Annotated in this window: 32 protein-coding genes; 7 read left to right on the top strand and 25 right to left on the bottom strand. The window is 38.5% G+C overall.

The window, feature by feature from the left end; translation table 11 throughout:
- Position 1: 1 nt before the first annotated feature.
- The 4 genes from HU823_RS15165 to HU823_RS15150 form a co-directional block, all read right to left on the bottom strand.
- A complete protein-coding gene (locus HU823_RS15165; protein WP_197222579.1) occupies positions 2-889 on the bottom strand; it encodes a ketopantoate reductase family protein in 888 nt (295 codons plus the stop codon).
- A 91-nt stretch (positions 890-980) separates the two neighbouring features.
- A complete protein-coding gene (locus HU823_RS15160; protein WP_197222578.1) occupies positions 981-2,519 on the bottom strand; it encodes an acyl-CoA carboxylase subunit beta in 1,539 nt (512 codons plus the stop codon).
- 54 nt (positions 2,520-2,573) lie between these two features.
- A complete protein-coding gene (locus HU823_RS15155; RefSeq protein WP_197222577.1) occupies positions 2,574-2,786 on the bottom strand; it encodes an acetyl-CoA carboxylase biotin carboxyl carrier protein subunit in 213 nt (70 codons plus the stop codon).
- Positions 2,787-2,807: 21 nt separating this feature from the next.
- The gene (locus HU823_RS15150) at positions 2,808-4,151 is read right to left on the bottom strand and encodes an acetyl-CoA carboxylase biotin carboxylase subunit (protein ID WP_197222576.1); all 1,344 of its coding nucleotides are present in this window, start codon (positions 4,149-4,151) and stop codon (positions 2,808-2,810) included.
- A gap of 166 nt (positions 4,152-4,317) precedes the next feature.
- Between HU823_RS15150 and HU823_RS15145 the strand changes: the two genes are divergently transcribed.
- Entirely contained in the window at positions 4,318-4,797 is a 480-nt protein-coding gene (locus tag HU823_RS15145) for an N-acetyltransferase (protein ID WP_144700950.1), read from the top strand.
- A 31-nt stretch (positions 4,798-4,828) separates the two neighbouring features.
- Here the strand turns inward: HU823_RS15145 and HU823_RS15140 are convergent, their stop codons facing one another.
- From HU823_RS15140 to HU823_RS15125, 4 genes are all read right to left on the bottom strand, one after another.
- Entirely contained in the window at positions 4,829-5,401 is a 573-nt protein-coding gene (locus tag HU823_RS15140; RefSeq protein ID WP_197222575.1) for an RsfA family transcriptional regulator, read from the bottom strand.
- 87 nt (positions 5,402-5,488) lie between these two features.
- Entirely contained in the window at positions 5,489-6,250 is a 762-nt protein-coding gene (locus HU823_RS15135; protein ID WP_197222574.1) for an enoyl-CoA hydratase/isomerase family protein, read from the bottom strand.
- An 80-nt stretch (positions 6,251-6,330) separates the two neighbouring features.
- On the bottom strand, positions 6,331-6,504 hold the full coding sequence (gene rpmF / locus HU823_RS15130; protein ID WP_066240492.1) for a 50S ribosomal protein L32: 174 nt from the start codon (positions 6,502-6,504) through the stop codon (positions 6,331-6,333).
- Between the two features lie 51 nt (positions 6,505-6,555).
- Positions 6,556-7,074: a YceD family protein gene (locus HU823_RS15125; protein ID WP_144700956.1), complete on the bottom strand. Its 519-nt coding sequence runs from the start codon at positions 7,072-7,074 to the stop codon at positions 6,556-6,558.
- Between the two features lie 141 nt (positions 7,075-7,215).
- On the opposite strand from HU823_RS15125, the gene HU823_RS15120 reads away from it, so the two are divergent.
- Positions 7,216-8,430: a nucleotidyltransferase gene (locus tag HU823_RS15120; protein WP_370630108.1), complete on the top strand. Its 1,215-nt coding sequence runs from the start codon at positions 7,216-7,218 to the stop codon at positions 8,428-8,430.
- A gap of 110 nt (positions 8,431-8,540) precedes the next feature.
- Here the strand turns inward: HU823_RS15120 and HU823_RS15115 are convergent, their stop codons facing one another.
- A complete protein-coding gene (locus HU823_RS15115) occupies positions 8,541-9,584 on the bottom strand; it encodes a SepM family pheromone-processing serine protease (protein WP_144700960.1) in 1,044 nt (347 codons plus the stop codon).
- Positions 9,574-10,368 carry a patatin-like phospholipase family protein gene (locus HU823_RS15110; RefSeq protein WP_144700962.1) on the bottom strand — a complete coding sequence of 265 codons (795 nt, stop codon included), beginning with the start codon at positions 10,366-10,368 and terminating at the stop codon, positions 9,574-9,576. The genes HU823_RS15115 and HU823_RS15110 overlap by 11 nt, the downstream gene beginning before the upstream one ends.
- 125 nt (positions 10,369-10,493) lie before the next feature.
- Here HU823_RS15110 and ylbJ point away from each other — a divergent pair, with 125 nt between their 5' ends.
- Positions 10,494-11,711 carry a sporulation integral membrane protein YlbJ gene (gene ylbJ / locus HU823_RS15105; RefSeq protein ID WP_197222572.1) on the top strand — a complete coding sequence of 406 codons (1,218 nt, stop codon included), beginning with the start codon at positions 10,494-10,496 and terminating at the stop codon, positions 11,709-11,711.
- On the opposite strand, the gene coaD is transcribed toward ylbJ, so the two are convergent.
- Together coaD and rsmD are read right to left on the bottom strand one after the other, a co-directional pair.
- The gene (gene coaD, locus HU823_RS15100) at positions 11,708-12,196 is read right to left on the bottom strand and encodes a pantetheine-phosphate adenylyltransferase (protein WP_066393400.1); all 489 of its coding nucleotides are present in this window, start codon (positions 12,194-12,196) and stop codon (positions 11,708-11,710) included. The two genes, ylbJ and coaD, sit on opposite strands and share 4 nt — an antisense overlap.
- Before the next feature lie 22 nt (positions 12,197-12,218).
- Entirely contained in the window at positions 12,219-12,773 is a 555-nt protein-coding gene (gene rsmD / locus HU823_RS15095; RefSeq protein WP_197222625.1) for a 16S rRNA (guanine(966)-N(2))-methyltransferase RsmD, read from the bottom strand.
- 338 nt (positions 12,774-13,111) lie between these two features.
- Here rsmD and HU823_RS15090 point away from each other — a divergent pair, with 338 nt between their 5' ends.
- The gene (locus HU823_RS15090) at positions 13,112-13,489 is read left to right on the top strand and encodes a DUF7147 family protein (protein ID WP_144703553.1); all 378 of its coding nucleotides are present in this window, start codon (positions 13,112-13,114) and stop codon (positions 13,487-13,489) included.
- A 181-nt stretch (positions 13,490-13,670) separates the two neighbouring features.
- Here HU823_RS15090 and HU823_RS15085 read toward each other — a convergent pair whose 3' ends face one another.
- Positions 13,671-13,946 carry a YlbG family protein gene (locus HU823_RS15085; protein ID WP_144700968.1) on the bottom strand — a complete coding sequence of 92 codons (276 nt, stop codon included), beginning with the start codon at positions 13,944-13,946 and terminating at the stop codon, positions 13,671-13,673.
- Positions 13,947-14,016: 70 nt separating this feature from the next.
- Between HU823_RS15085 and HU823_RS15080 the strand changes: the two genes are divergently transcribed.
- The gene (locus HU823_RS15080; RefSeq protein WP_231607476.1) at positions 14,017-14,337 is read left to right on the top strand and encodes a hypothetical protein; all 321 of its coding nucleotides are present in this window, start codon (positions 14,017-14,019) and stop codon (positions 14,335-14,337) included.
- 2 nt (positions 14,338-14,339) lie between these two features.
- Here HU823_RS15080 and HU823_RS15075 read toward each other — a convergent pair whose 3' ends face one another.
- From HU823_RS15075 to ylbD, 4 genes are all read right to left on the bottom strand, one after another.
- A complete protein-coding gene (locus HU823_RS15075) occupies positions 14,340-14,774 on the bottom strand; it encodes a YlbF family regulator (RefSeq protein WP_144700970.1) in 435 nt (144 codons plus the stop codon).
- A gap of 113 nt (positions 14,775-14,887) precedes the next feature.
- On the bottom strand, positions 14,888-15,322 hold the full coding sequence (locus tag HU823_RS15070; RefSeq protein WP_144700972.1) for a hypothetical protein: 435 nt from the start codon (positions 15,320-15,322) through the stop codon (positions 14,888-14,890).
- 64 nt (positions 15,323-15,386) lie between these two features.
- Positions 15,387-15,689, bottom strand: coding sequence for a YlbE-like family protein (locus HU823_RS15065; protein ID WP_144700974.1), 303 nt, complete (start codon positions 15,687-15,689; stop codon positions 15,387-15,389).
- A 15-nt stretch (positions 15,690-15,704) separates the two neighbouring features.
- Entirely contained in the window at positions 15,705-16,103 is a 399-nt protein-coding gene (gene ylbD / locus HU823_RS15060) for a YlbD family protein (RefSeq protein ID WP_186320535.1), read from the bottom strand.
- A 235-nt stretch (positions 16,104-16,338) separates the two neighbouring features.
- On the opposite strand from ylbD, the gene HU823_RS15055 reads away from it, so the two are divergent.
- Entirely contained in the window at positions 16,339-16,755 is a 417-nt protein-coding gene (locus HU823_RS15055; RefSeq protein ID WP_231607475.1) for a PaaI family thioesterase, read from the top strand.
- 56 nt (positions 16,756-16,811) lie between these two features.
- Here the strand turns inward: HU823_RS15055 and HU823_RS15050 are convergent, their stop codons facing one another.
- A complete protein-coding gene (locus HU823_RS15050) occupies positions 16,812-17,843 on the bottom strand; it encodes a CAP domain-containing protein (RefSeq protein WP_144700980.1) in 1,032 nt (343 codons plus the stop codon).
- Between the two features lie 124 nt (positions 17,844-17,967).
- Positions 17,968-18,396 (bottom strand): CBS domain-containing protein, encoded by a 429-nt coding sequence (locus HU823_RS15045; protein WP_118156245.1) that lies wholly within the window; start codon positions 18,394-18,396, stop codon positions 17,968-17,970.
- Between the two features lie 158 nt (positions 18,397-18,554).
- Between HU823_RS15045 and HU823_RS15040 the strand changes: the two genes are divergently transcribed.
- On the top strand, positions 18,555-18,905 hold the full coding sequence (locus HU823_RS15040) for a YugN family protein (protein WP_144700984.1): 351 nt from the start codon (positions 18,555-18,557) through the stop codon (positions 18,903-18,905).
- Between the two features lie 26 nt (positions 18,906-18,931).
- On the opposite strand, the gene HU823_RS15035 is transcribed toward HU823_RS15040, so the two are convergent.
- The 6 genes from HU823_RS15035 to coxB all read right to left on the bottom strand — a co-directional run bounded on the left by HU823_RS15035 (position 18,932) and on the right by coxB (position 24,721).
- Positions 18,932-19,648 (bottom strand): nucleotidyltransferase domain-containing protein, encoded by a 717-nt coding sequence (locus HU823_RS15035; RefSeq protein WP_144703559.1) that lies wholly within the window; start codon positions 19,646-19,648, stop codon positions 18,932-18,934.
- 200 nt (positions 19,649-19,848) lie between these two features.
- Positions 19,849-20,721, bottom strand: coding sequence for a cytochrome c oxidase assembly protein (locus HU823_RS15030; RefSeq protein ID WP_197222570.1), 873 nt, complete (start codon positions 20,719-20,721; stop codon positions 19,849-19,851).
- A 135-nt stretch (positions 20,722-20,856) separates the two neighbouring features.
- Positions 20,857-21,201, bottom strand: a complete 345-nt coding sequence (locus HU823_RS15025; protein ID WP_066393364.1) for a cytochrome C oxidase subunit IV family protein — start codon at positions 21,199-21,201, stop codon at positions 20,857-20,859.
- 4 nt (positions 21,202-21,205) lie between these two features.
- A complete protein-coding gene (locus HU823_RS15020) occupies positions 21,206-21,826 on the bottom strand; it encodes a cytochrome c oxidase subunit 3 (protein ID WP_144700988.1) in 621 nt (206 codons plus the stop codon).
- A complete protein-coding gene (ctaD, locus tag HU823_RS15015) occupies positions 21,826-23,670 on the bottom strand; it encodes a cytochrome c oxidase subunit I (protein ID WP_260858602.1) in 1,845 nt (614 codons plus the stop codon). Before ctaD ends, HU823_RS15020 begins: the two co-directional genes overlap by 1 nt.
- Before the next feature lie 31 nt (positions 23,671-23,701).
- Complete coding sequence (coxB, locus tag HU823_RS15010; protein WP_144700990.1) at positions 23,702-24,721, bottom strand: cytochrome c oxidase subunit II; 1,020 nt, start codon at positions 24,719-24,721, stop codon at positions 23,702-23,704.
- Positions 24,722-24,958: the final 237 nt, after the last annotated feature.

Here is a 24,958-nt window from a genome sequence, read left to right as displayed (position 1 = left end):
TTCATCCTCTCCCATCCAATGCACTGATCGCTTCATAAGCAAAACGAGAATAAGGGGTTTGAATCTTCAATTCTTTTCCTCTCTTAATAACCTCACCCGTAATACTCTCAATTTCAGTTTGCTTACCACTCTCTACGCTCTTTAACATTGAAGAGCGGTTTAATGAAGTATTTCTGCATAGGACTAACAATTCCTTCCATAAGACTTCACGCCGTCCAGTCATATTCAATACGGAAACAGCTTCATCAAAAAGTTCTTTCATCATAGAGAATGCATGTGGGTTCGTTAAAAGTTCTCCATTTGTTATTCTTAACAACGCTGTAAGCGGATTGATGGATGCATTCATAATTAACTTTTCATAAACCATCCGCTCCCACTCTTTTTCTAATGCAATTGGAAAACGACTAGAATGAAGCAATCCGCCCCATGTCTGTTCAGAATCTCCTCTATAAGAGGAAACTTTTATCCTTCCTTCTCCAAGATGATGGACGGTTGTAAAATCTTTCTTGATCGCCCCATGCTCAACAACACCAATAGTTATTTGTTTTTGTGGCATGGTTTTCAAAAAAGATAGATGACTGATTCCATTTTGTAAAAAGAGATAGGAAACTTCACTGTATGTAATCAATCCATGTAATTCATTCATCGCCGTTTGTTTAACTGCGATGATACACGATGATTCTTCACCAAAATATTGTGCAAATGGCTTCGCATCGACCTTTACAGTTGTTTCTGAACCATTTGTATCTCTGTAAGTGAGCCCAGACCTTCTAAGTTCCTTTGCTTGTTCAGAGCTTCTTGTATATATAACAGGTTCTTGCCCGTTCTGCTTTAAGAAATAAGAAACTAATAACCCGATTGCCCCGCCGCCAATGACACTTATTCTCATAAAAAAAATCACCTCTTATATCACTTACTCGATATTATCATATTCTTAAATCAACCTAAAAAAACCTCCCAAGTTCGGGAGGTCCATCTTATTAAACCGGATAGACAGGATGCTTTCGTTCACTGAATACCATTTCTTTGTTTTCATAAAATGCAAAACGGTTTGCAAGTTCAGATCGCAGGGCTGAAGGCGATACAATATCATCAATAATCATCTCAGACGCAAGCTTATAAATATCTATATGCTCTTTGTATTCTTGTTGTTTTTGCTGAACAAATTGAATACGCTCTTTTACGTCTTCAATCTCGTTAATCTTGTTAGAATATACAGCGTTCACTGCTGCTTCCGGTCCCATAACCGCGATCTGAGCCGTTGGCAACGCAATACAACAATCAGGTTCAAATGCTGGACCCGCCATTGCATATAGACCCGCACCATAAGCTTTTCGGACGATCACTGAAATTTTTGGTACAGTTACATCACTCATAGCCGCTATTAACTTAGCACCATGACGTATAATTCCAGCTCTTTCTACTTTCGTTCCGATCATAAAGCCTGGAACATCCGATAAGAAAAGCAAAGGGATCGAGAATGCATCACAAAGTGTTATGAAGCGTGCTGCTTTGTCTGCAGAGTCAACAAACAGTACGCCGCCTTTTACTTTAGGCTGATTCGCGATAATCCCGACTGGTTTTCCATCAATTCGTCCAAATCCAGTCACGATCTCTTGTGCGAATAATTTTTTCATCTCAAAAAAACTACCCTCATCAATGAGCCCATCAATAAATTCATACATATCAAACGGAACGTTCTGATTTTCAGGTACGATCGCTTCTAACTCTCTCCCCGCTTTAGGAGCAAGAGGATCAACAACCGGAGCTTTTAATTTATAGTTACTCGGGAAATAGGATAAATACCTTTTTGCTTCTTCAATTGCTTCTGTTTCATCCGCTGCCAAAACGTCGCCGCATCCACTTACAGAGCAGTGCATTCTTGCTCCACCCATTTCTTCAAGCGTCACTTTTTCACCGATTACTTTCTCAGCCATTCGTGGACTTCCTAAGTACATGGATGCATTTTGATCGACCATGATCACGATGTCACAAAAAGCTGGTATATATGCTCCACCTGCTGCTGAAGGACCAAACAGAATACAAACTTGTGGAATCATCCCAGACATTTTTACTTGATTGTAAAAAATCTTGCCCGCTCCCCGGCGGTTAGGAAACATATCTATCTGATCGGTAATTCTAGCACCGGCTGAATCAACAAGATAAAGCATCGGAACTTTTAACTTTTGTGCGGTCTCCTGTATGCGAATGATCTTTTCCACTGTTCTAGCTCCCCAAGAACCCGCTTTGACAGTAGAATCGTTAGCCATTACACAGACCGTCTTCCCGCCAACTTTACCTATTGCAGTTACAACTCCATCTGCTGGCAGATCACCTGCTTGATTATTTGCAAACTTAGCATCTTCAACGCTGTATTCACCATCATCAAAAAGAAGTCTTAAGCGGTCGCGTACGAACATCTTATTTTGAGAACTGTTCTTCTCATGATATTTTTGTGCACCACCAGCTTCTATTTGGTCGATCTTTTCTTTTAATTGATTTTCTAATTTTGCTACCATGATATACCTCCTTCAAGAGAGTGAGCGCTCGTTCAGATTGTATGCACGCTAATTTTATTTTAGTGTAACGAGTACGTCGCCCTCATTCACAAAATCTCCAGATGCAAACTTAATATTCTCTACTGTTCCCGCATCAACAGCGTCAACGGGTATTTCCATTTTCATAGATTCTAAGATAATAACGGTTTGTCCTGCTATTACCTCGTCACCTTCACTCACCAATACTTGCCAAACTGTGCCTGCCATAGATGCTGTAATTTCTTTCATTTCTCTCGCTCCTCTGTCTAATTATGGTTTTGAAACTTTTCTCTTACTTAAATAGCTAGTGGTATAGTCACCTTTTATAAAATCCTCTTCTTTCAAGATCATTTGAAAGAGTGGCGTGTTTGTTTTCAATCCATCTATCTCTAGTGCATCAAAAAATTCAACTGCATTCTTAATACATGATTCACGATTGGAATCGCTTACAATTATTTTCGCGATCATTGGATCATAAAAAGGTGTAACAGCATTTCCACTATCATAACCTGAATCGATCCTTACCTTCTCAGAGCTTGGCCATACTAGTTTTTCTATCTTACCAGGTGACGGGAAGAAAGTGATTGGATCTTCTGCATAAAGTCTAAACTCTATCGCATGACCTTTACTCATGATTTCCTCTTGAGTCAATGGAAGCTTTTCACCTCTAGCTACTTGAATCTGCCATCTTACTAGATCAAGCCCTGTAATACTCTCTGTAACGGGATGCTCAACTTGAAGTCTTGTGTTCATCTCTAGAAAATAGAAATCTCCGTTTTCGCTTACGACAAATTCAACTGTTCCCGCATTCACATAGTTTACTGCTTCTGCTGCTTTAACTGCCGAATCAGTAATTTTAGAACGAAGGCTTTCTGTTAAGAATGGTGATGGTGATTCTTCGACAACTTTTTGATTTCTTCGCTGAACGCTGCAATCTCTTTCAAAAAGATGAACGATATTTCCATGTGTATCACCCATGATTTGAACTTCAATATGTCTAGCATTCTCAATACATTTCTCGATAAACATTCTGCCAGAGCCAAAGTAATTCTTTGCGCGTTGTTGTGATGAGACAAAATGTTTACGCAGATCTTCATCGTTATCACATTTCACCATGCCGATTCCGCCACCGCCGCTGCTTGCTTTAAGCATTACTGGATAACCGATCTGCTCGGCAAGTTTTACACCTTCTTCAACATCTTCGATAGGTTCGATCGTTCCAGGTACGATTGGAACACCTGCTTGCTGCATCGTTTTTCTTGCCATGATCTTATCACCCATCCACTCAATGGTTTGAGGGGCGGGACCTATAAAAGTTATTCCAGCTTTCTCTATCTTTTTGGCAAACTCATCATTCTCAGATAATAATCCATAACCTGGATGGATAGCATCTACCTTATGTTTGAGAGCGACTTCTAAGATCACTTCGCTCTGCAGATAAGATTTTGCTACCGGAGGTTCACCAATATGTACCGCCTCATCCGCAGCTTTTACAAAAGGGAGGTCTTTGTCTGCTTCAGAATAAACTGCAACCGTTTGAACGTCCATTGCCTTACACGTTTGAATAATTCGCAGTGCAATCTCACCACGATTAGCGATTAATATTTTTTTCATGTTCATCCTCCTTCCTGATGTCAACATTACCTTTTTCGACATAAAAACCAAAAATCCTTTTTTGTAAGCGTAAACTAAACGAATATTTTATTTTTAAAGAATTTTTTGCATAATTAGTATATACTATAACTATAGAGAAAAGTACAGAAAGACTGGGGGAGAACATATGTTAAAGTATGAAGTGAAAAAATTATTAGTTAACTATAAAACACTTGAAGAATTTAAACAGTTCAAAGAATATGGTGTACAAGAATTGTCAATGCTTGAGGATCTTCAAGAAAATATGATTGAAAACGACAGTGAGTCTCCGTTCTATGGCATTTATTATGGTGATAAACTAGTAGCACGCATGAGCTTGTATCAGATCGAAGCTGCTTATGATCAATATTTTGATCCTCCACAAGATTATTTAGAACTTTGGAAACTAGAAGTATTGCCTCACCATCAGACAAAAGGTCTAGGAAAAGCATTAGTAGAGTTCGCTAAAACGTTCCACCTTCCGATCAAAACGAATGGCAGACAACAATCTGGCGCTTTTTGGGAGAAGATGGGCTTTGAAGCTGTAACTTATAATCAAGAACGTGATCGTGGTCAGAATCCTTATGTATGGTATCCAACAGGCGTAAGTGAACAACGTCTCGCATAAAAAATAAAAAAGATGGCATCTGCCATCTTTTTTAATTCCTCACAGGAACTTCTACTAACTTCCTTGCTCTATCCATGATCTGCAATACATCTTTATAATCACGGTATACGGTTTCATATTCTTTATTTACTTTACTAAGTTTACTTTTTAAATTTCCGTTTTCTTTTTTAAGATTCTGAAGTTTCAAGAGCAAAGCTTTGTTTTCTGCTTCTAAATTTTTAGAACCTGGCGTTTCAGCTTGAAGCTGCTGTAAAAATAATATGATGTCATTCAAAGAGAGAGGCGTATCATTTTTCAAGGCATTTGAATGTTCCCTATGAAGTAATTCTTCTTTATGGTTTTCAATGGTTGAAGCAAACTGTTTAACTTTACGTTTATTTCGCTCTTTACGTACTTTTTTAGCCTCAGTTATCGCTTTATCATATTGTTTACGGATGAGCGAGTTCCACCGGAAACCACAAGCAGCAGGTGTTCTCGTTAATTTCTCTCCTACCTCTTCAAATGCAACCAGCTGTGTACTTCCTTCTCGAATATGCCGCAGTGTTACCTCAGCAAGAATAGCATCTTCCTCTTTTGTCCAGGCATCCTGGCGCAAATTTGTCATTAAGATCCCCCCATTTTAGTGGTTTGTAATAAGAATATGCTAGTGCTAGATAAGATAGACTTTTTATTCTACTAAAATGGGGAAAACTTATTTTTTTAAGAAGGCTTCTACTCTTTTATGGTGTTCGTCTGACGCCCATAACTTTGCACAACGTTCGATCTCATTTTGTACGCTCTTCTTTATTTTTCCTACATCAAATCTTTCAAGCTGAAGAGCTTTATAAGATTCAATGACACCAAGAGATTGAGAAGTAAAACGACTTACATAGCGTTCTGTTTCTTTCAAACTGTTTCCTTTAATAACATATTGGATGAATCCATAATCCATGCCTTGTTTAGCTGTAACTGGAGTAGAGCTGTATAAGAGGTCCATCGCTCTTGTCAGGTTGATTCTTTCTAAGAGGTAAGTCCCCCCGCCCCAGCCCGTTGTAATGCCTAAACGACCTTGGATAAACCCTACCTTAGCTTCTGCTCGAGCAAGCCTGATATCGCAGGCTGATGCTATCTCACATCCTCCTCCAACTGCTGATCCATTTAGAAGAGCGACAGTAGGTTTTGGAAAAAAGAATAGTTCATGAAGAACGTTACCCATTTTTGATAACATCCCATATGCTTGTTCTTCAGTCTTTAATGAATGGAAAGCACTAAGGTCTCCTCCTGAACAAAACGCTTTTGAACCTGCTCCCGTTATGATAAGAACTTTTACCTCTTCGTCCTTTTTTGCTGTGTTCAATAGAGTGGATAAGTATTTCATCACATCATAGTTGATCGCATTACGCACTGATGGACGATTCAATGTGATCCACCCTATCCCATTCTTTTTTTCCCATAATACAGGTTGTTCGTTCACTATCTACACCTCCGATACAAAAGAAAACGCTTTATTTATGTATATGAAAAAACAGGAAGCCTATAGCTTCCTGTTTTTCATTACTTGCTAACTACTTCTTTTCCTTTGTAAGATCCACACTCACGGCAAACGCGGTGAGATAACTTGTATTCTCCGCACTGTGGACACTTTACCATACCAGGCATGGAAAGCTTGTAGTGTGTACGACGCTTCGCTTGGCGAGTTTGAGAAGTTCTGCGAAAAGGTACTGCCATTTGTATCCACCTCCTTAAAGGTTCTAGAAAGAATCATTATAACCTATTCTTTCACTTTTTGTCTTCGTCAAAAAATTTAGCCAGACCTTCCAAACGCGGATCAATCCGGTTTTTCATGTCTTCATCCGTAACCCTCTTCCATCCTTTACCTTCTTTAGGAGCGGGACTGTCTGTCACATCAGCAGCCGTAATTTTCAACGGTTTTTCAAGCAAAATATGCTCTTCGATGACAGGGAGAAGGTCAACGTAATGTCCTTCGACTTTGTGAAGGCTCTCTTCATCTTCGTATTCCGTATAGTTCGGATCGAAAATAAAAATTTCCGTCGTTTTTACCGAGAATGGAAATTCCACATCTACCAAAGTGTTGGCACATGGCAACACCATTTTTCCTTTTATGTTTAAGTAAAAAGTGGCTTTTTGCTGAGTTACATCTGCATGTCCTTCTATGTGAACAGGATCTACGCTTCTGATCTCCGGGTCTTTTTCCATCACTCCGCTCGCATCAACATTTTGTTCAAACGTCAACGGTTTACGGTAAAAATTTTTAATTTCTTGTAGTGACCATTTCATGTCTTTATCACCTCAAGGCAACAGTAGTAATTATATCGGTCATCAAATAAAATGTCAATATTTTATCTTTACACTGATACTTTTGATTCTAAACTCTTTTTAGTACAATGTAAACAAGTATAATCGAACGTTTAAAAGGAAGTGGAACAGTTGAAAGCAACTGGTGTTGTTGTAGAATATAATCCGTTTCACAATGGACATTATTATCATTTACAAGAAACGAAAAAAGCTACAGGTGCTGATTGTATTATCGCCGTGATGAGCGGTAATTTCCTTCAACGAGGAGAACCTGCTCTTTTGTCAAAATGGAAAAGGACTAAGATGGCTCTATTAGGTGGAGCCGACCTTGTTATTGAACTTCCATATTCATTTGCCACTAGCCATGCACCTCGTTTTGCATTTGGAAGCATCTTTTTGCTGCAATCTCTTGGTGCAGAGTCTTTTTGTTTTGGTAGCGAATCTGGGGATGCTGAACTTTTTAATAAGACTCATGACTCTTTGAACGCTCAAAAGGAAATCTACCAGGATCTTGTTCGGTCATTTATGAGCAAAGGTCTATCATATCCCTCAGCTGCTTCACGAGCATACGAATCACTTGATATTCCGTTGACTCTCGACCTCAGTAAACCAAATAATATTTTAGGTTTTGAATATGTAAGAGCTAGCCGTGAGCTAGGTTCTCATATCCGACCTGTTACGATAAAGAGGAAAAATGCTGATTACCATGATGTCATGCTAGGCAAAGGTAATATTGCTAGTGCAACTGCTATTAGAGAAGCTATTTTTAAAGGTGATGAAAAACAAGCTGCAGCATATATGCCTCATTACACAGTTGAGTTGTTAGCTGAAGAACAAGTTGAAAAAGGTACTCTTATGAACTGGGAACGCTTCTTTCCTTTTCTTCGTTATCAACTATTATCTACAAGTCCCCATGAAATAAACCGTTATTATGAGGTTGAAGAGGGTTTAGAATATAGAATGATTGAAGCGATGAAGAAATCTGACTCTTTTGAAACTTTTATGAAACACTTAAAGACAAAACGATATACATGGACAAGGCTTCAACGCGCATGTTTACACGTATTAAATAATACGCAAAAAGAAGAGATGTTGGCCATTCTAGGCTCACCTCCTTCATACATTCGCGTATTAGGGATGACTGGTAATGGCAGAGATTATTTAAGTACTGTCAAAAAATCGTTAGACCTGCCTCTTGTTACGACTGTGTCTAAGCATGATTTCGCTGGATTGAGGATGGAAGCAAGAACTTCTTTAGTTTATGCTCAAGGTGCAGCTCGGAATCTTCTGCGAGCTGAAAAAGAAGAATTTAACACGCCTCCAATAATGGTGAATTGATGTAGTTATGCGCTTATATTGGATGGCGCTCGTCGGAGCGTGCTTAACGGCGGCTCCGACGAGCTAAAAAAGGATGCAGAAGCTCCATATGGCTTCTGCATCCTTTTTCTCTACAATTTTTTCAAATAATCCAGTGCATCGTTCAGCGTTTTAACCGGAACGATCTTCATTTTGGAGCCTATATCTTTTTGAGCTTTCACTGCATCACTATAGTTATCTCCATCAACAGGGGCAAAGAAAATCTCTGCACCTGCTTCATCAGCCGCAACGATCTTTTGCTGTATACCGCCGATTGGTCCTACATTCTTTTGAAGGTCCATCGTACCGGTTCCTGCAATCTTCTTTCCATGTGTAAGATCATCTGGTGTTAATTGATCCATAATTTCTAACGTGAACATCAACCCAGCGGAGGGTCCTCCGATCTGTGAGGTATCAATCTTCACTTTCGGATCTGTTACGATGGATACATCTGCTACAGGAGAAGTGATGCCAAGACCCGCTTTCGGTCCTTGATCTTGAATATATTTCTTTGGAAACTCTTCAATATTTAAATTCACATTCATTTTCTTATCCCCGCGTAAAATAGTTAAGTCTACTTCATCTCCTGCTTTCTTAGGAGCGAGCGTATCAAGAAGTTTCTTTGTTTCCATAACTGGATTACGGTCAACAGCAATAATCTTATCTCCAACTTTTAATTTCTTTTCTGCCGGCATCCCCGACATGATTCCCGTAACATAAACACCATGGTATTCAATGTCTACTTTTTTTCCTGCCTCTTGATAAGCTACTATCGTAGCAGCATGCTGTGAATCTTCCATCATCTGAAGTTGTCTTTGGTTGTATTCTTCATCCGTCTCATCTTCTCCTCGGATCTGATCAGCAGGGATGACTTCACGATAATCACTCAGCTTTGCCCATATGTATTGCGGAATGTTTGCTGTACCTACCGAAACGGTTGTCAGCATGAACACTCCCTTATCGTCATCTCCTCCCTCTACGCTAATGATGGGGTCTAATACTCTGGCATCCCCGGGGGAGGTAATGTAGTAAGGAAGTGGATAGAATGCTATAAAAGCAAACACCAGCAAAAAAAGGATGATAAATTTATTTTGCGAGAAAAAGTTTCTTCGTTTTGTTGTTTTTTCAGTGGTCATGCATAGACTCCTTCCAGTTGTTGATCTTCTCTAAGATTTTTGGTATCTGTTTTCTTCCTGCTTCTTCTCCTATAGCGATTATATCATTTACATCCTTAAATGCTGTAGAACTGAACTGCTCAACCATTGGACGGATCATAATATCTGCTGAAATCTCGTGCCAGCGCACCATTTCACGCTGCATGATATCAATGCTTTGGATGATAACATCAAAAATGGATGAAACCTGAAGTTCGGCTTTGAAATGAGAGATATCTACTGCGATCACTAGGTCTGCTCCCATCTCTCTTGCCACAGAAACAGGTACACGGTCGATGACTCCACCGTCCACTAAAAGTTTTCCGTCTATTTTTTCAGGGACTAATATGCCAGGAATCGAGATGCTAGCACGAACTGCATCTGCGATAGGACCTGTTCTAAAAACCACTTTTTCACCTAGCAGTAGATCAGTTGCCACGATCGCTAACGGAATATCCGTTTGTTCAATATGTTTTTGTTTTGTAAGAAGCCTTACGAGTTCTTTGATTTTCTTCCCTGTGATAAACCCCATCTTAGGAACGGTGTAATCCATATAATATTTACGCTTAAAGAGCGTTGCCATACGGTAAAGATTTTCATCGCTATGACCCATACTTACCATCGCACCGACCAAAGCTCCCATGCTGCTTCCAGCTACCATGTCTATAGGAATCCCAGCATCTCTTATTGCTTTAACAACACCAAGATGAGCAAATCCTCTAGCACCACCAGATCCTAGAGCAAGTCCGATTTTCGGTTCTTTCATCCTTTGCTCCTCCTTTAGAAGCACCGTCTTTTTTTAACATATGGTCTAAAGAGTAAGGCTATACGTATAAATAAGAATGAGGACAAGTAAGTATAGTGTAATTTCGCGAGAGGAGCACTCCCCTTATGAACAAAGCCTACTTCAAAACACTTCTATTGTCAGCATCTGCTATTATCATAGCAATATCCATAATCATATACCCAAAAGAAACATATATGGCATCCGTCAACGGGTTGAAGATGTGGTGGGACGTTGTTTTCCCGTCCTTGATGCCCTTTTTTATACTATCAGAGGTATTAATGGGGTTTGGTGTCGTACATCTGATAGGTGTATTATTCGAACCTCTTATGAGACCGCTCTTCCGTGTGCCTGGTGCAGGAGGTTTCGTTTGGGCGATGGGTATTTCTTCAGGATTCCCAGCTGGGGCAAAGCTAACGGCACGATTATGGCACCAAAAGCAGATCACGACCCTAGAAGCTGAACGCCTCGTATCGTTTACAAATTGTTCAAATCCATTGTTCATGTTCAGCGCAATTGCAGTGGGTTTTTTTCATAACGCAGCTCTTGGCATCGTTCTCGCAGTAAGTCACTATTTGGGCAATTTTTTCGTTGGGCTGATCATGAGGTTCCACGGTTGGAAAAAAGAACCTGTTGAAAAGGAAGTACGCTATAGAGGAAAAGGACTGACCAACGCGTTTAAACACATGCATGAAGCTAGATTAGCAGACAATCGTCCCATCGGGCAGCTTCTTGGAGATGCCGTACAGCAATCTACAAAAACACTTCTTATGATCGGCGGGTTCATTATTCTCTTCTCTGTACTAAGTAAGATGATGGATCTTCTTCACGTAGCAGAACTGCTTTCAAGCTTGATTAATTATTTTTTTGTCGCGCTTTCGCTATCTGAACAATTAAGTCTTCCTCTCATTAAAGGAATCTTTGAGATCACGTTAGGCAGCAACTTAACGAGTCTCGCTCAATCGTCCATCCTACAACAAGCCGTGATCGTAAGTTTCATATTAGCTTTTAGCGGTTTTTCCGTACAAGCACAAGTAGCTAGTATCCTTGCAGACACTGATATTAAGTTCAAGCCATTCTTTTTTGCAAGAATACTTCATGGGTTTTTATCAGCAATCATTTGTCTTTTAGTATTCCCTTATTTGTATCACGTTAAAAGTACTACTGCTCCAGCATTTGCATTTCTTACTGAGAAAACCGTCCATATTAGTGAGGTTGGTATGTACGCACTCATGCATAGCCATTATGTAACACTTGGATTCTTAATCCTTTCCATTCTAATATGGAACAGAAACCTTATGAAAAAAAACAGCCTCCGCACTTAACGGGGGCTGTTATATTTTTCTTTTAATGCTTCTTCTACAACTTCAGGAACAAGATCTGAAACGTTCGCATGATACTTTGCTGCTTCTTTAACGATGCTCGAGCTAAGGAAAGAATATTGATTGTTTGTCATCATAAAGAATGTTTCAACTTCATCATCTAGTTTTTTGTTTATAGAAGCGATTTTCATCTCGTATTCAAAATCTGATACTGCACGAAGTCCCCTAAGAATAACATTTGCTCCGATATTCTTTACATAATCAATCAATAGACCGTTAAACGAGTCTACTTTTACGTTGGGAAATTGTTTCGTAACTTCCTTTAAGAGTACGATTCTCTCATCAACTGTAAACAAAGGGTCTTTACTTTGATTATTTGCTACTACTACAATTACTTCATCAAATACTGTTGCTCCACGTTTAATAATGTCCAGATGACCACGAGTTACGGGATCAAAGCTACCAGGACAGACTGCAGTTGTTGGCATTTTTTTCACCTCATACTTTATGTTAATCACGTTTGTAGATCGTTATTGTAGTTGTTTTTCCGTATGTTTCCTGTCTGACCTGATAAAAGTTTCCGATCTCCTTAGGTAGTGTTACATCTGTACCATGTTCAGTTACTATACTTCCTTCTGGAGATAGAAGTTCAAGTTTATCAATCTCCTCCATATCCTTTAACAACATCTGCTTCGCATAAGGAGGATCAAGGAATATCATATCAAATTGCATCTCTCTTTTGTGAAGCGCTTTCAATGCTCTTTTCGCATCATTACGAAAGACTTCTGTTTTGTCTTCGTAGTTGCATTGTTTAATATTCTCTTTGATTGTATGTATCGCTTTTTGATCCTTGTCAATGAAAATAAAATGCTCCATGCCTCGGCTTAATGCTTCTAAACCTAAGCCACCACTTCCTCCATATAAATCAAGACCCTTACCTCCATCAAAGAAAGGACCGATCATGTTAAAGATGGATTCTTTGATCTTATCAGTTGTTGGTCTTGTGTTCGTACCTGGTACTGCTTTAAGTGGTCTTCCCTTACATTCTCCAGCTATTACTCTCACGTTCTTCACTCAATTCTTTATCCGTTTTCCCTTACTTATCCTATCACAAGTATTCCTGTAATCAAACATCAAATCTTTTTCCTTATAAGTATAAGGCAAATTAAATGCGGTCATACTATTTATAACAACATCAACGAACGATGTTGTTGCCAACCGCGGAGAAGACTTACTCCCCATAAGTTCTTCATCCGGTTTCTCCTCTCCCATCGCCTTTGAACAGAAGTGATTTTGTTTTAAAGGCAACCTGCAGTTTTTGCTGCAGGTTTTTTTTCATGCTTAAAAGCCTTTAAGCAGATAGATGATTGTGCTACATTGTTCTATAGAAAGGGGATTGAATGATGATTCAACGATTTATTGAGCTTGGAGAAGGGTATTCAGATCTTTATGAACTCCTTGAGATTATGGAAACGAACAAAGAGCGGATCTCGCAGTTATTGTGCCTAAAAGTTAAAAAAGAAGATAAAATGTACGCGTCACTAGTAGCCGTACTTCACCCTGCTTCTGAAGGAAAATTTCAGCCACTATACATTTGTCGAGAAGGAGTACCCTATCCTTCGAAACGAATTGATCTGTTTGAGGCGAAAGCGGCTGAATTAAATAAAGAAGTGATAACATTTGATGTAAAACCATCAACAGATTTTGCTGAAACTGAACTCTTTTTTCACTATTTAACAGGGATTCTTCGTTTAAACTATCTGATACCGCCTTTATTATAAAATGAATTTTTTGCCAAATAGGTGAAGACTTATAAATTTTTTTGAGGACTTATAAAAATATTTGAAGACTTATAAAATTTCTTCAAGACTTATAAATTCTTTTGAAGACTTATAAATGGAATTACTGACAAAAAACAAACATAAAGAAAACAGGCAGCTATTTTTATTAGCAGCCTGTCTTTTAAATCCCCATCTTATAATCATATTCTTTTGCTTTATCAACAATCTTACTTTCATATTCTGTCTTGATCTCTTGTTTATGAGACCTTTTTACTTCTTTAACAAAATGTAAGGATTCCAGCTTTGATGCTATTTCGTCTATTTTGTTTCCATCACAGTACAGAACAGCATACTTTAACCTTCTAGAGACATAATGTACATTTCCATAGCGCCTTAACTGTTTTGAAAACTTTAATGAATGAAGAAAAACAGATAGCCCACGTCGATTACCTATCATAATTAAAGCCCCTTTTATATACTTAAATTGAACAAATTAATGAATACTCCTTAATAGGAAGTGATGTAGATTGGACTTAAACAGCATTTGGGAACAGTTTCTAGATCGTATGAAACAAGATCCTACGATCAATCATGTTGAAAGAAAAATGATGGCCGGTATCCCTTTCATATATGTAACGGTTTCTCCACAGTTTTCAATCGATCACACAACTGATTCTGTAAAAAAACATGCCGTAAAAGCTATGAAAGGGAAACGGCTAACATTGAACCTTACATTTGTAAGATCAGAAGAAACTCTTCATGTGTACCGAATGCGTTTTTTAGTTCCGCAAGAAAAAATGTTCTGCTGTGGTAATTTGTGCTTTGATTGCATTCGGTTTAAAGACTGAGTTTAAGCACAGCCGCAAGATCCACCAGAACCGCATCCACCACTGCAAGAGCTCTCATCAAAGAAAGGATTGCCTGTTGGAACTTTAATCTGCTCGGATACACTGTATGCAATGATTTTGCTGCACTCCATCAATAAATTCTCAAGTTCTTTTTCTGCTTTCTTAAATTGAGCAATGTTTTCATGGAAATCAAGCTCTCGTTTAAGTGTACGAACTTGTGTTGAAACGGTATGAAAATCAGGATGATATTTACCAAAACGCTGTACTTCTTCATACTGTTCTTTCATCTTGGCGAAACGAGCAATCATTTTCTGTGCTTCTACATCTTGCTCTAGGTTATATTTTGACTCTCTATATGCTATTGCAACACTGGAATCGGCAACCATCTCTGCTAATGCTAGAGATTCTTCCAGCAATACACTTTGGTCTAAACTCATACGTCACACCTCCCTTTAGGTATGAGGTTTCTAATCTATTATAGCGGATATTGACTGGACTTAAAAGCATAGCCGTCTTTATAAAAAAATAAAACTCTTCTAATATCGAAGAGTTATCGAACTTGAACGACTATGTTTTTCTTAATTCCGTAATCAGATCCATCCTTTTTCTTCAGCTGCAAAGTAATTCTATGTTTACCAGGATTCATATTTTTTAAGATGAACATAGATTGATTAGCATTCATCTTCCACTTATTGTTTACAAAAACGGCAATATATCCGTCCTTATTACCAGGTGTGTTCGTTAGACCTCCTTGAAATGAGAACCTTGAAATAATATTTTCAAAATAGATGCGCTGTTTTTTTACGTGATAGTTAACCGCCCAGTCTTTATCCATTATGGGATACGAAGCAGATACCTCAACAGCTTTTGATTCTTGAAGTTTTGTCTCGGAGAAACCTTCAAAAAATTTGGTTATCATAAACAGCGTGAGCACTATGATCACTAAAAGACCGCCTGTATAGATCCGTCTGTTTCTTATTCTCATAAAAAAACCACTCCTTATAGAAGTAGTTTTTTCCTTTTTTCTTTTTATTATCCCTCAAGATGCCTTAACCGTTATTAAGAGAGTCTGGCATCGGCTGAAAATCATTCGGCACAGGAGCACCACTTCCTTTTACTTCGTCACCCATTACAGAGATTAATTCCATTAACAGTCCAAAATTTTGTACCTGTTGATGAAAGCGATCTACTCTCTGCCCGAAAGTACGTCCGTAAAACACTTTCGCACCCTCTTCCAGCTCAGATACTGAAAAAGGGTTTCTGCTTAATTTTCTATACCACTCTGGTTTTTCTCTTATATAATATTTCAAGTCAGGTCTTGTATTCAAGTACTCTAGGATTTCTCTTCGCACGCCGCACACATCCTTTTAGTCCCTGTATGAAGGATAATCATTCATTCTCTTTTCGGGCAGCTGGTTCGGTCTGTCAGACTGATTGTTAAATTGCTGTAATAGTTCTTGAACCGCATCCATCAGACTGCCAAATTGAGATAAATATTTTTGTACATCGTTGATTTGAAGCTTACTTAAACCAGCAACAATATCCCCAACTGTAAGTTCTGTTCTTGTCTTATCAGACTTAGAGCGTTCGTCTTGTTTTTTTTCTTTGTCCTTTGCATACTGATTCCAGCTTTCATGTTCTTCACCCAAAACAATCCAATCCTGATAAACCTCTTTCCAAGGCCTCTTATTCTTCTTCACTTCCTTAATCAAATCGGGATGTTTATGAACAAACTCCTTGAAACTTTCTATATCAGTCTTTACCACAGAATCCACCCCCAGCCATCCACTGACGAATGATGTTTACTACATGATACATAAGTGCCCATAAATTGGTGCGCCCATTTTTTAGATTGCGTGCAAAGTTGATTCTGTTTACTTTATTCTCATCCGCCCAAAAAGGTACAATAAAAATAAAAAAAGATTGAGGGAGAAAATATTGGATATTAAGGACGAGTGGAAAGATTTCTTTGAAACCAGTACTGAGCAAGAGCAACAGGTCATGAAAGTTTTTTTGGACAGTTTAAAATTAAAAAGAGAAAAGGACCATTTAACACATATTGCTTCTTTATTAGATTTTAAAACGACTAGAATCAACGACCACACACTAGAAATGGAGATGCCTAATTCGCCTTTACTTGATAATTCAATTGGAATATTACATGGCGGTCTCACTGCAACCCTTTTAGATACAGCAATGGGCACAATGGCCAGTCTAGTTCCAGGTAATAAAAGAGGAGCTGTAACTGTAGAACTAAAAGTGGACTACTTAACACCAGGTGTTGGAGAGTTGTTTATATGCCGTGCTGAAGTCGTTCATAATGGCAGACAATTAGTACGCATGGATGGAAAGGTACGTAACGAAACTGGCACGTTGATCGCATCGGCTTCGGGAACCTTCTTTAAACTTGCTGACTAAAATAAAATAATTTAAAAAAGGCTGAACCTATTAAGGTTCAGCCTTACACGATCTATTTACTCCATAGGCACTAAAAAATTTTGGGTGTAATACTTATTATCTACACCTACTCCAAGATGAGTATATTCATTGTTTAACAATGTGTTTCTATGGCCTTCACTGTTCATCCAGCCTTCAACAGCTGCAATGCCGTCCGTATAGTTTGCTGCTATGTTCTCACCTGCTTGCAGAAACTTTACATCTTTTTGTTGCAGCCTGTCAGAAAGCGTTCTTCCATCCTTACTCTCATGGGAAAAATATTGCTGATCCAACATATCTTTTGAATGGAGATAAGCTACCTCAGATGTCTTTTCATCCCATTTCAACGGATTTTTTTCATATTTTAGACGGATAATGTTCGTTAACTCAAAAACTTGTTGTTCTTCAGATTGATCTACTTTATTCTGTTCATCATCGTTCAATTGTCCAAGCGGTGGCAGATCACCTCGATATACAATAGAATAAGGTCTCTGTTTTAACAATACATCGGATGTAGTATACCGTACACTTGAAAGCTGATTCGTAAACTTATCAAAATAAAGCTGTACCCAAACATTATCTTTCAACTTTATAAGCGGACGCAGCATAACTTCTTGCTCAGATAATTCAAATCTAAAAAAATCTTCTCCATCATTAATGGTAATATCACTCTCGATCGGAAACTTCTGAATGATCGTGTTTGAATTCTCTCCGATTGTAAAGGGTGAGGTATTTACATCAGATCCAATAACAAACAGCGTAACTACTTTACCGTTTTCAACACCTGCTTGAAGATAACCTTTTGGACTCTTGTTTCCATAGATATACCATTCATAGCCATAACTTGATGGATCGATTCTCTCAGGTTCTCCCCATTGCTTCTTAAATGCTGCTATATCTTTACCTACCCAGTTTGAAACAGCATCTTCAGGAATCTTGAGTGTTTCTTCTATGTACTCTACTTTTGTATCAGGCTTTTCTTTCTCGACCGTAAATTCTGGCAGAACATCATAAAAAAACAAACCGATTAAAATAAAAACGGATAGGAAAAAAGTAACCAATCCTCGCATAATGGTTCCCCCTATAACTTTCTTCTCTTCTTAGTTTAGCATAGAGGGTATGTGTTTGGATGAACCGTTTCAAAAATAAAACAGCTCCAATTTAAATGGAACCGTTTTATACCATCGATATAACTTATTGAATTTGATCCCGTTGCTCTGAAACTTGTGTAAGGGTATGTCCCGCAGCAGAGTCGCTCTCTTTAGCTAGTGATAGATCTCCTAAAGAAATAATTCCTACAAGTTTATTGTTCTCCACGATTGGGAGCCTTCTGATTTGTTTCTCTGCCATAAGATCTGCAGCTTCTTCTGCCGTCATATCTATAGAACCTGTATACAGCTTTTCACTCATAACGTCTGTTACTTTTGTAGAGCCTGGGCGTTTTTCAGCAACTCCTCGAACGACAATATCTCGGTCTGTGATGACACCTATAATCTGATCATTCTCACAAACTGGAATCACACCTACATCATCCTTCTTCATTTTTACCGCTACTTCATAAACATTGTCCAATGGTGTAACAAAATCTACATTTCTCGTCATGATCTCACTTACCTTTTTCAAATCCTTACCTCCTCTAAAATGGAAATCTGTTCTTCTTTATGCTTTACGAAAGAAAAACAAATATGCGCACTTTTGACAATGATTGCATCTTTAGCGCTTTCATAATATCATTAAGAAGTGATTATTATTTTTTTATTGAATTCCTAGGAGGTTTCACAATGAAATTTGAAGAAAGCGGCTTAAACGGGAAGGTTGTTGAGTTTTCACTTTTAGAACATGTGATGGAAAACCATGGCATGATCCGTGCTGGCCAATGGGATTATGAACGTATTACATATGATTACAAATTTGAAGACATGACGAACGGTGATGTTTATTATTTCCGATTCCCTTGTCATGTTATTGAGGCAGAAACTGAAACTCCACACGCTAAAGTTGAACTTGGAACACCTTATGTAGGGAAACATTATTATCCTCACGGTGTGGAATATGATGAAGTATTCCCAAAACACGTTGTTAATCAATGCAACAAATTAATTGAAGCACTTCATACTGAATTGCACGTTTAAAAAAACCCCTCGATGAGGGGTTTTTCTTATTCTGCAGCTCTTTCTGGTGATTGAGAGGAATACCCTTCAAATAGCCTGCCACCATATGGAGCGATTACTTCGTCAACAAATTCGATAACTTTTGATTTTATACGATTGGAATAATAATCATTAAATACTAAAGCAAATTGTTCTGCAAACGATTCATTGTATTCTTTCAAAGCACGAAGAATCCATTTTCCTTCTCCGATCCAGTGCCCATTAACACGTAGTACAAATTCATGTGTTCGATCAGCGAGTTTCGAAACGATAAATAAATCTTCTAAAACATTCGTTGACCCTTCCAAATCGTTTAATAGATCTGTTAAGAAATATCGTGCTTGCTCGATCTCAATTGTTTTCCAAGGCGTTGGTCCTGCTTTTAATAGCTGTAAAGCTTCATTCTTTATTCGAGAAGCCTGGCCAGTATCTTGGAGAATAATGCCTTCAGCACACATTTGAGGAAGAGAGGGTCTTGCTCTGTCGATATTTTGTTTAAAGAAACGTTTGTAAGTAAACATGTTATGAACAAAAACCTCAATCGGCCAGTCATACTCTGTAAGTGATTCTCGATATGACTCACTAACAGAACTATCTATGATGATTATATCTAAATCAGAGCTCTCTGTTTCTTCTCCCCTAACAACACTGCCAGCCAGATAGGCTACATCACAGTTTGGATAATGAGACTCTATAAATTTTTTAGCGGCTTGTCTGGCACTGATTCTCATGATTTTTCTTTCCTTTCTACTCAGCTTTACTTTATATTTCGACACCAACGAGCAAATTCTTTTTTTTGTTGTGATTTTATTCATCTCTTTTAGGAAATTATTTTTGGGGAGCTTGAGATGAGATATTCTCTGAGAGCATGTGGTTTGCAAACATACAGATTCACACAAAAAAAATAACCCGCAAGATTTGCCGGTTACTTTAATTCAGGTTTCAATTGGTTATTCTGTCTTTTTATTAACTCTAGATCGGCTTTATCACGCAGACGTTCTTTTTTAACCCATCTCGTAAAAATCAATCCTAATACAAATGCATAGATAACTTCTTGGAATATTTTCATCGTGACTCCGCCTACGTGCTGATCTTCTTTAGGCGTCATCGTTTCAAACAATTGTGGAACGTTTCTGTACGTTTCATATAGCTGGAAATCCGCAAACATGATTAACGCACATGCTGGAGTCATTAAAACACCATTCGCAAACACGTATCCGATCTTCTTGATATCTGACAGAGTATCAAGCTCTTTAACCGGACAAAGAACCGGCCACCACATCGTATAAGCTGTAATTAACAACAAGGCATGATAACCATAATGAATGATAGGGTTTGAAACCGCGGCATCAAACACTAAAGGAATATGATACAAAGAAAATACAGCATTAAAGATTAGCAGCGCAAGCAACGGCTTCGTGAGGAACTGAAAAATACGTGTAAGAATTGTTTTCTTACTTAACCAATTTTTCCATTTCACTTCAGGAATCGCAAGTATCATTAGAGGTGCGATCATTAAATAAAGAACGGCCATCTGTACCATGTGAACACTGAATAAATAATTGTGTCCTAAAACCTGAATAGGCGTTCCTTTTATAATAATCATTAACAAAAGTGAAGCGATTATAGAAGTTTGCTGCCATTTCGTCGCTAGCTTCTTACCTTGTTTATCTCGTGCGACAAACCGAAAGTAAACGAACGCAAGAATGATGGCTAAAACATATATAGAAGGCGGAAAAAGCTCGTACCAGTTATAGTCACTCAAACTAGTATGATGAACATGGTGATTATGATGCATGAATGTCATCTCCTTTATAAAAGTACCCTTAAACACTATATCAATCATAGTTGGTACTTGTACGGAATAATAGTGACAATTCGTAATATTGTAACAAATAAAAAGGGCTGCATACGAGATGCAGCCCTTCCTTGATTACGATGTCCAAATAAGTCCCATTAAGGAAGCTACTGTAATAGCTGCAACCAATATACCACTTGCCATACCCCAGATTGGGAAGTCATGTCCTTTGTGGCTTAAGTGCATCCAAACATATAGCTGGAAGAATACTTGAACAACTGCCAATGTGAGGATAAACAAAACAGCAAATGAATCACTAATCTTGTCGCTCCAGATCGCAAAAAAAGCAACGATCGTTAAAAGAATCATCATGACAAAAGAAACGTTATGATGCTTACGCTCCTCTTTCAAGGCAAGCTTACGCTGAATCTCTTCGTGACGATGAACGGTAGTTTCAGGGTTTTGTGTGTGATTAGCCATGAGTTTAGCCTACCTTTCCCATTAGATAAACAACGGTAAAAATGAATACCCATACAACATCGACAAAGTGCCAATATAGAGCAAACAAATAATACTTTGGAGCATTAGATAATGTAATCCCTCTGTTCCAGTTTCTAGCTAACAACGTTGTGATCCATAGAATTCCAAACAATACGTGGGCTCCGTGGAAACCTACTAATGTATAGAAAGCTGAACCAAACGCAGAACTTGTAAACGTATGTCCTTCATGAACATAATGTATGAACTCATAAATCTCAAGACCTAAGAATCCAAGACCTAATAATAATGTTACGAGGAACCAGCCTTGTAATGAACGTACCTTGTTCTGCTTTAAAGAAAGTACTGCGTACACACTCGTAAGTGAGCTAGTTAGTAGCAGCATTGTAGCTAGGAATACTAATGGCAGTGAAAATAGTTCTGCCCCAGAAGGGCCGTCTAAATGCATATTTCTAAGACCAAGATATGTTCCGAAAAGTGTTGCAAACAAAACCGTTTCTCCACCAAGGAATAACCAGAATCCTAAAAATTTATTCTTACCTTCAAGGGTAGCTTTTTCAGGATGTGCAGGGAAATTCGCATCTGTTAAACGTTCTCCAGCATTCATTAAGCTCTACCCCCTTTAATGTCTGCTTCAACTTCTTCTTTATGAATATGATACCCATGATCATCAATAATAGAACGTAGGAACATGGTGATCAATACTAGCCCTAGTCCTGCTCCAGCTACGTACCAGTTTGAATAGATAAAACCAAAGCCTGAAATGAACATGCCTAGAGATAAAATGAAAGGAAGAATCGATCCATTTGGCATATGAATTTCTCCTACAGGTTCTGCAGGTGTCATTGCTCCGTTCCCAGCTGTTTTCTCAACATACAATGCATCAAGTCCACGAACAAGTGGTGTTTGAGCGAAGTTGTATTCTGGTGTTGGAACCGGCATAGACCATTCTAGTGTACGTCCATCCCATGGGTCTTTAGTTGTTGCATATTTAGATGATGCAGAGATGATGATGTTGATTAAAAGTACAACTGTTCCTGCACCCATAAGAATCGCGCCGATCGTACTTACAAAGTTTGCTCCGTCAAGTTCTTGGCCAGACATATATGTATAAACACGTCTAGGCATACCCATTAGTCCTAACCAGTGCTGAGGGAAGAACGTTAAATGGAAACCAATAAAGAACAACCAGAAGTTCCACTTTCCAAGTGTTTCATTCAATACGCGGTTAAACATTCTCGGGTACCAATAGTATAACCCTGAGAATAATCCTAAAATCAAACCACCAACGATAACATAGTGGAAGTGAGCTACTACGAAATAACTGTCATGATACTGATAGTCAGCAGCAGGTACAGAAAGCATAACGCCCGTTACTCCACCCATTACGAAAGTTGGTACGAATCCAACTGCAAAAAGCATAGCTGTCGAGAAACGAATCTGTCCGCCCCACATCGTGAAGATCCAGTTAAAGATCTTAACACCAGTCGGAATCGCGATCGCCATCGTTGCTACAGCGAAGATTGAGTTAGCTACAGGTCCTAAACCAACAGTAAACATGTGGTGAACCCAAACCATGAATCCTAAGAATCCGATCAGTACTGTCGCAAAAACCATTGCGCTATAACCGAACAAACGCTTATTTGAGAATGTAGAAATAACTTCAGAGATAATACCGAATGCTGGAAGAATTAAGATATATACTTCCGGGTGACCAAAGATCCAGAAAATATGTTCCCAGATTAATATGTTACCACCCATATCTGGATTAAAGAAATTAGCATCAAATACACGTTCGAACATTAGTAAGAAGAATCCTACTGTAAGTGCAGGGAATGCGAAAAGAATAAGTCCAGATGTAACAAATGAAGCCCATGTGAACAATGGCATACGCATGAATGTCATACCAGGTGCACGCATATTGATAATCGTTACAAGGAAGTTAATACCACCTGCAAGAGTACCTGCTCCGGCAATCTGAAGACCGAGTACATAGAAATCAACACCCGTATCCTCTGCAACTGTTGATAAAGGTGCATAAGCTGTCCATCCAGCTTCAGGAGCACCACCTAAGAACCAACTTAAGTTCAAAAGTACTCCCCCGAAGAAGAATAACCAGAATCCGACTGCGTTTACATAAGGAAACGCTACGTCACGAGCGCCTAACTGTAAAGGAACGATCGCATTCATGAAACCAAAGATGATCGGCATGGCTGCCAAGAAGATCATCGTTGTTCCATGCATTGTTAACAATTGATTATAAAGTTCACCAGTGAAAATCTTGCTGTCTGGTTCCATAAGTTGAATACGCATTAAAACTGCTTCAAGTCCTCCGATTAAGAAGAAGAAGCCACCAGCCAAAAGATACAGAATACCGATCTTTTTATGGTCAACGGTAGTGAGCCAATCCATTAACCCACTTCTCTTTTTGTGACTTTCGTGAGTTGCCACGGTGTAACCTCCTTTTTTGCAATGCTTAAGACTATTTCAATTTAAGACCTAACAAGTAATCTGAAACAGCATCAATTTCCTCATCAGAAAGATTTACTTTAGGCATGTTGTTGCCTGGTTTAACTTCTTGAGGGTCCTTGATCCACTTTTTCAGATTTTCTTTATCATGTTCTAAGATACCTGCTACGCGGTCTTTATCCCCAAAACCAGTTAAGCTAGGCCCTGTGTTTCCGCCGTTTTGTCCAACAGCGTGACAAGATAAACAGTTCTTTTCAAAGACTTGTTGTCCATCAGCATTAGCAGAAGATTTGTCGTCAGCCGCTTTATAGCCCGCAACCCAGTTCTTGTAGTCTTCTTTAGAAACAACTCTTACTTTAAAGTCCATTAAAGCATGGGATGCACCACAAAGTTCAGCACATTTCCCTTTGTACACTACGTCTGTCTTACTTCCCGTATCAAACCACATGTAGTTCTTGTTTTTATCACCAGGGTTTGTATCGGTCTTACCTGCTAGTGAAGGAATCCAGAAAGAGTGAATAACATCAGCAGATGATAATTCAACATGCACTTTCGTATCTGCCGGAAGAACCAGTTCTTGAGAAGTGATTAATTCTTCTTTCGGATATTCAAACTCCCACCAATATTGGTGTCCAGTAACCTTAATGCTTAACTCGTTCTTTGAAGCAGGTTTCGCATCTGCAGAGAATTCAAACGTTCTCATTACAGTTGGTACAGCTAAGATGATAAGCAAAAGAATCGGAATAACTGTCCATAATAGTTCAAGCATGTGGTTACCTTCCACTTGCTTAGGTGTAGAATTGTCACCTTTTTTCTTTCTGAACTTTAATAATACGAATGCATAAAGAACGAAAACTACCACCAGAACCAGAATCATAATACTAATAGAGATCAGCATCAGCTGGAACTGTTTGTCAGCAACTTCACCTTGCGGAATTAAAGTTGATAGAGTCGGATCTCCGCACCCCATCAAAAGAAGAGCCAACATGGCAAATAAGGAAAGAAAACGCCCTTTTTGTAGCCATTTTTTCATCACTACATATACCCCACTTTCTCGTTGTAGTCTGTTTTGACTGAATGTTCTATCTATTCAATTCAAATAAATAGGTTATTTGAATGGAAATAGCAAAATTAAATCTTACGCATTAAAACCTTTGTTAATAAAACTAGGAGTTCACTCTTATGAGTGAATACAAACGATAAGCCTTCATCTATACTTTTTTATGAAAGCCCTTTTATGTAAAGGCGATTATAGGAACAGCACAATCGC

Source organism: Fictibacillus sp. 18YEL24 (assembly GCF_015903855.1).
Taxonomy (GTDB): Bacteria; Bacillota; Bacilli; order Bacillales; family Fictibacillaceae; genus Fictibacillus; species Fictibacillus phosphorivorans_C.
Note: the sequence above shows the minus strand (reverse complement) of the source record. Positions and strands in the feature narration are given on the sequence as shown.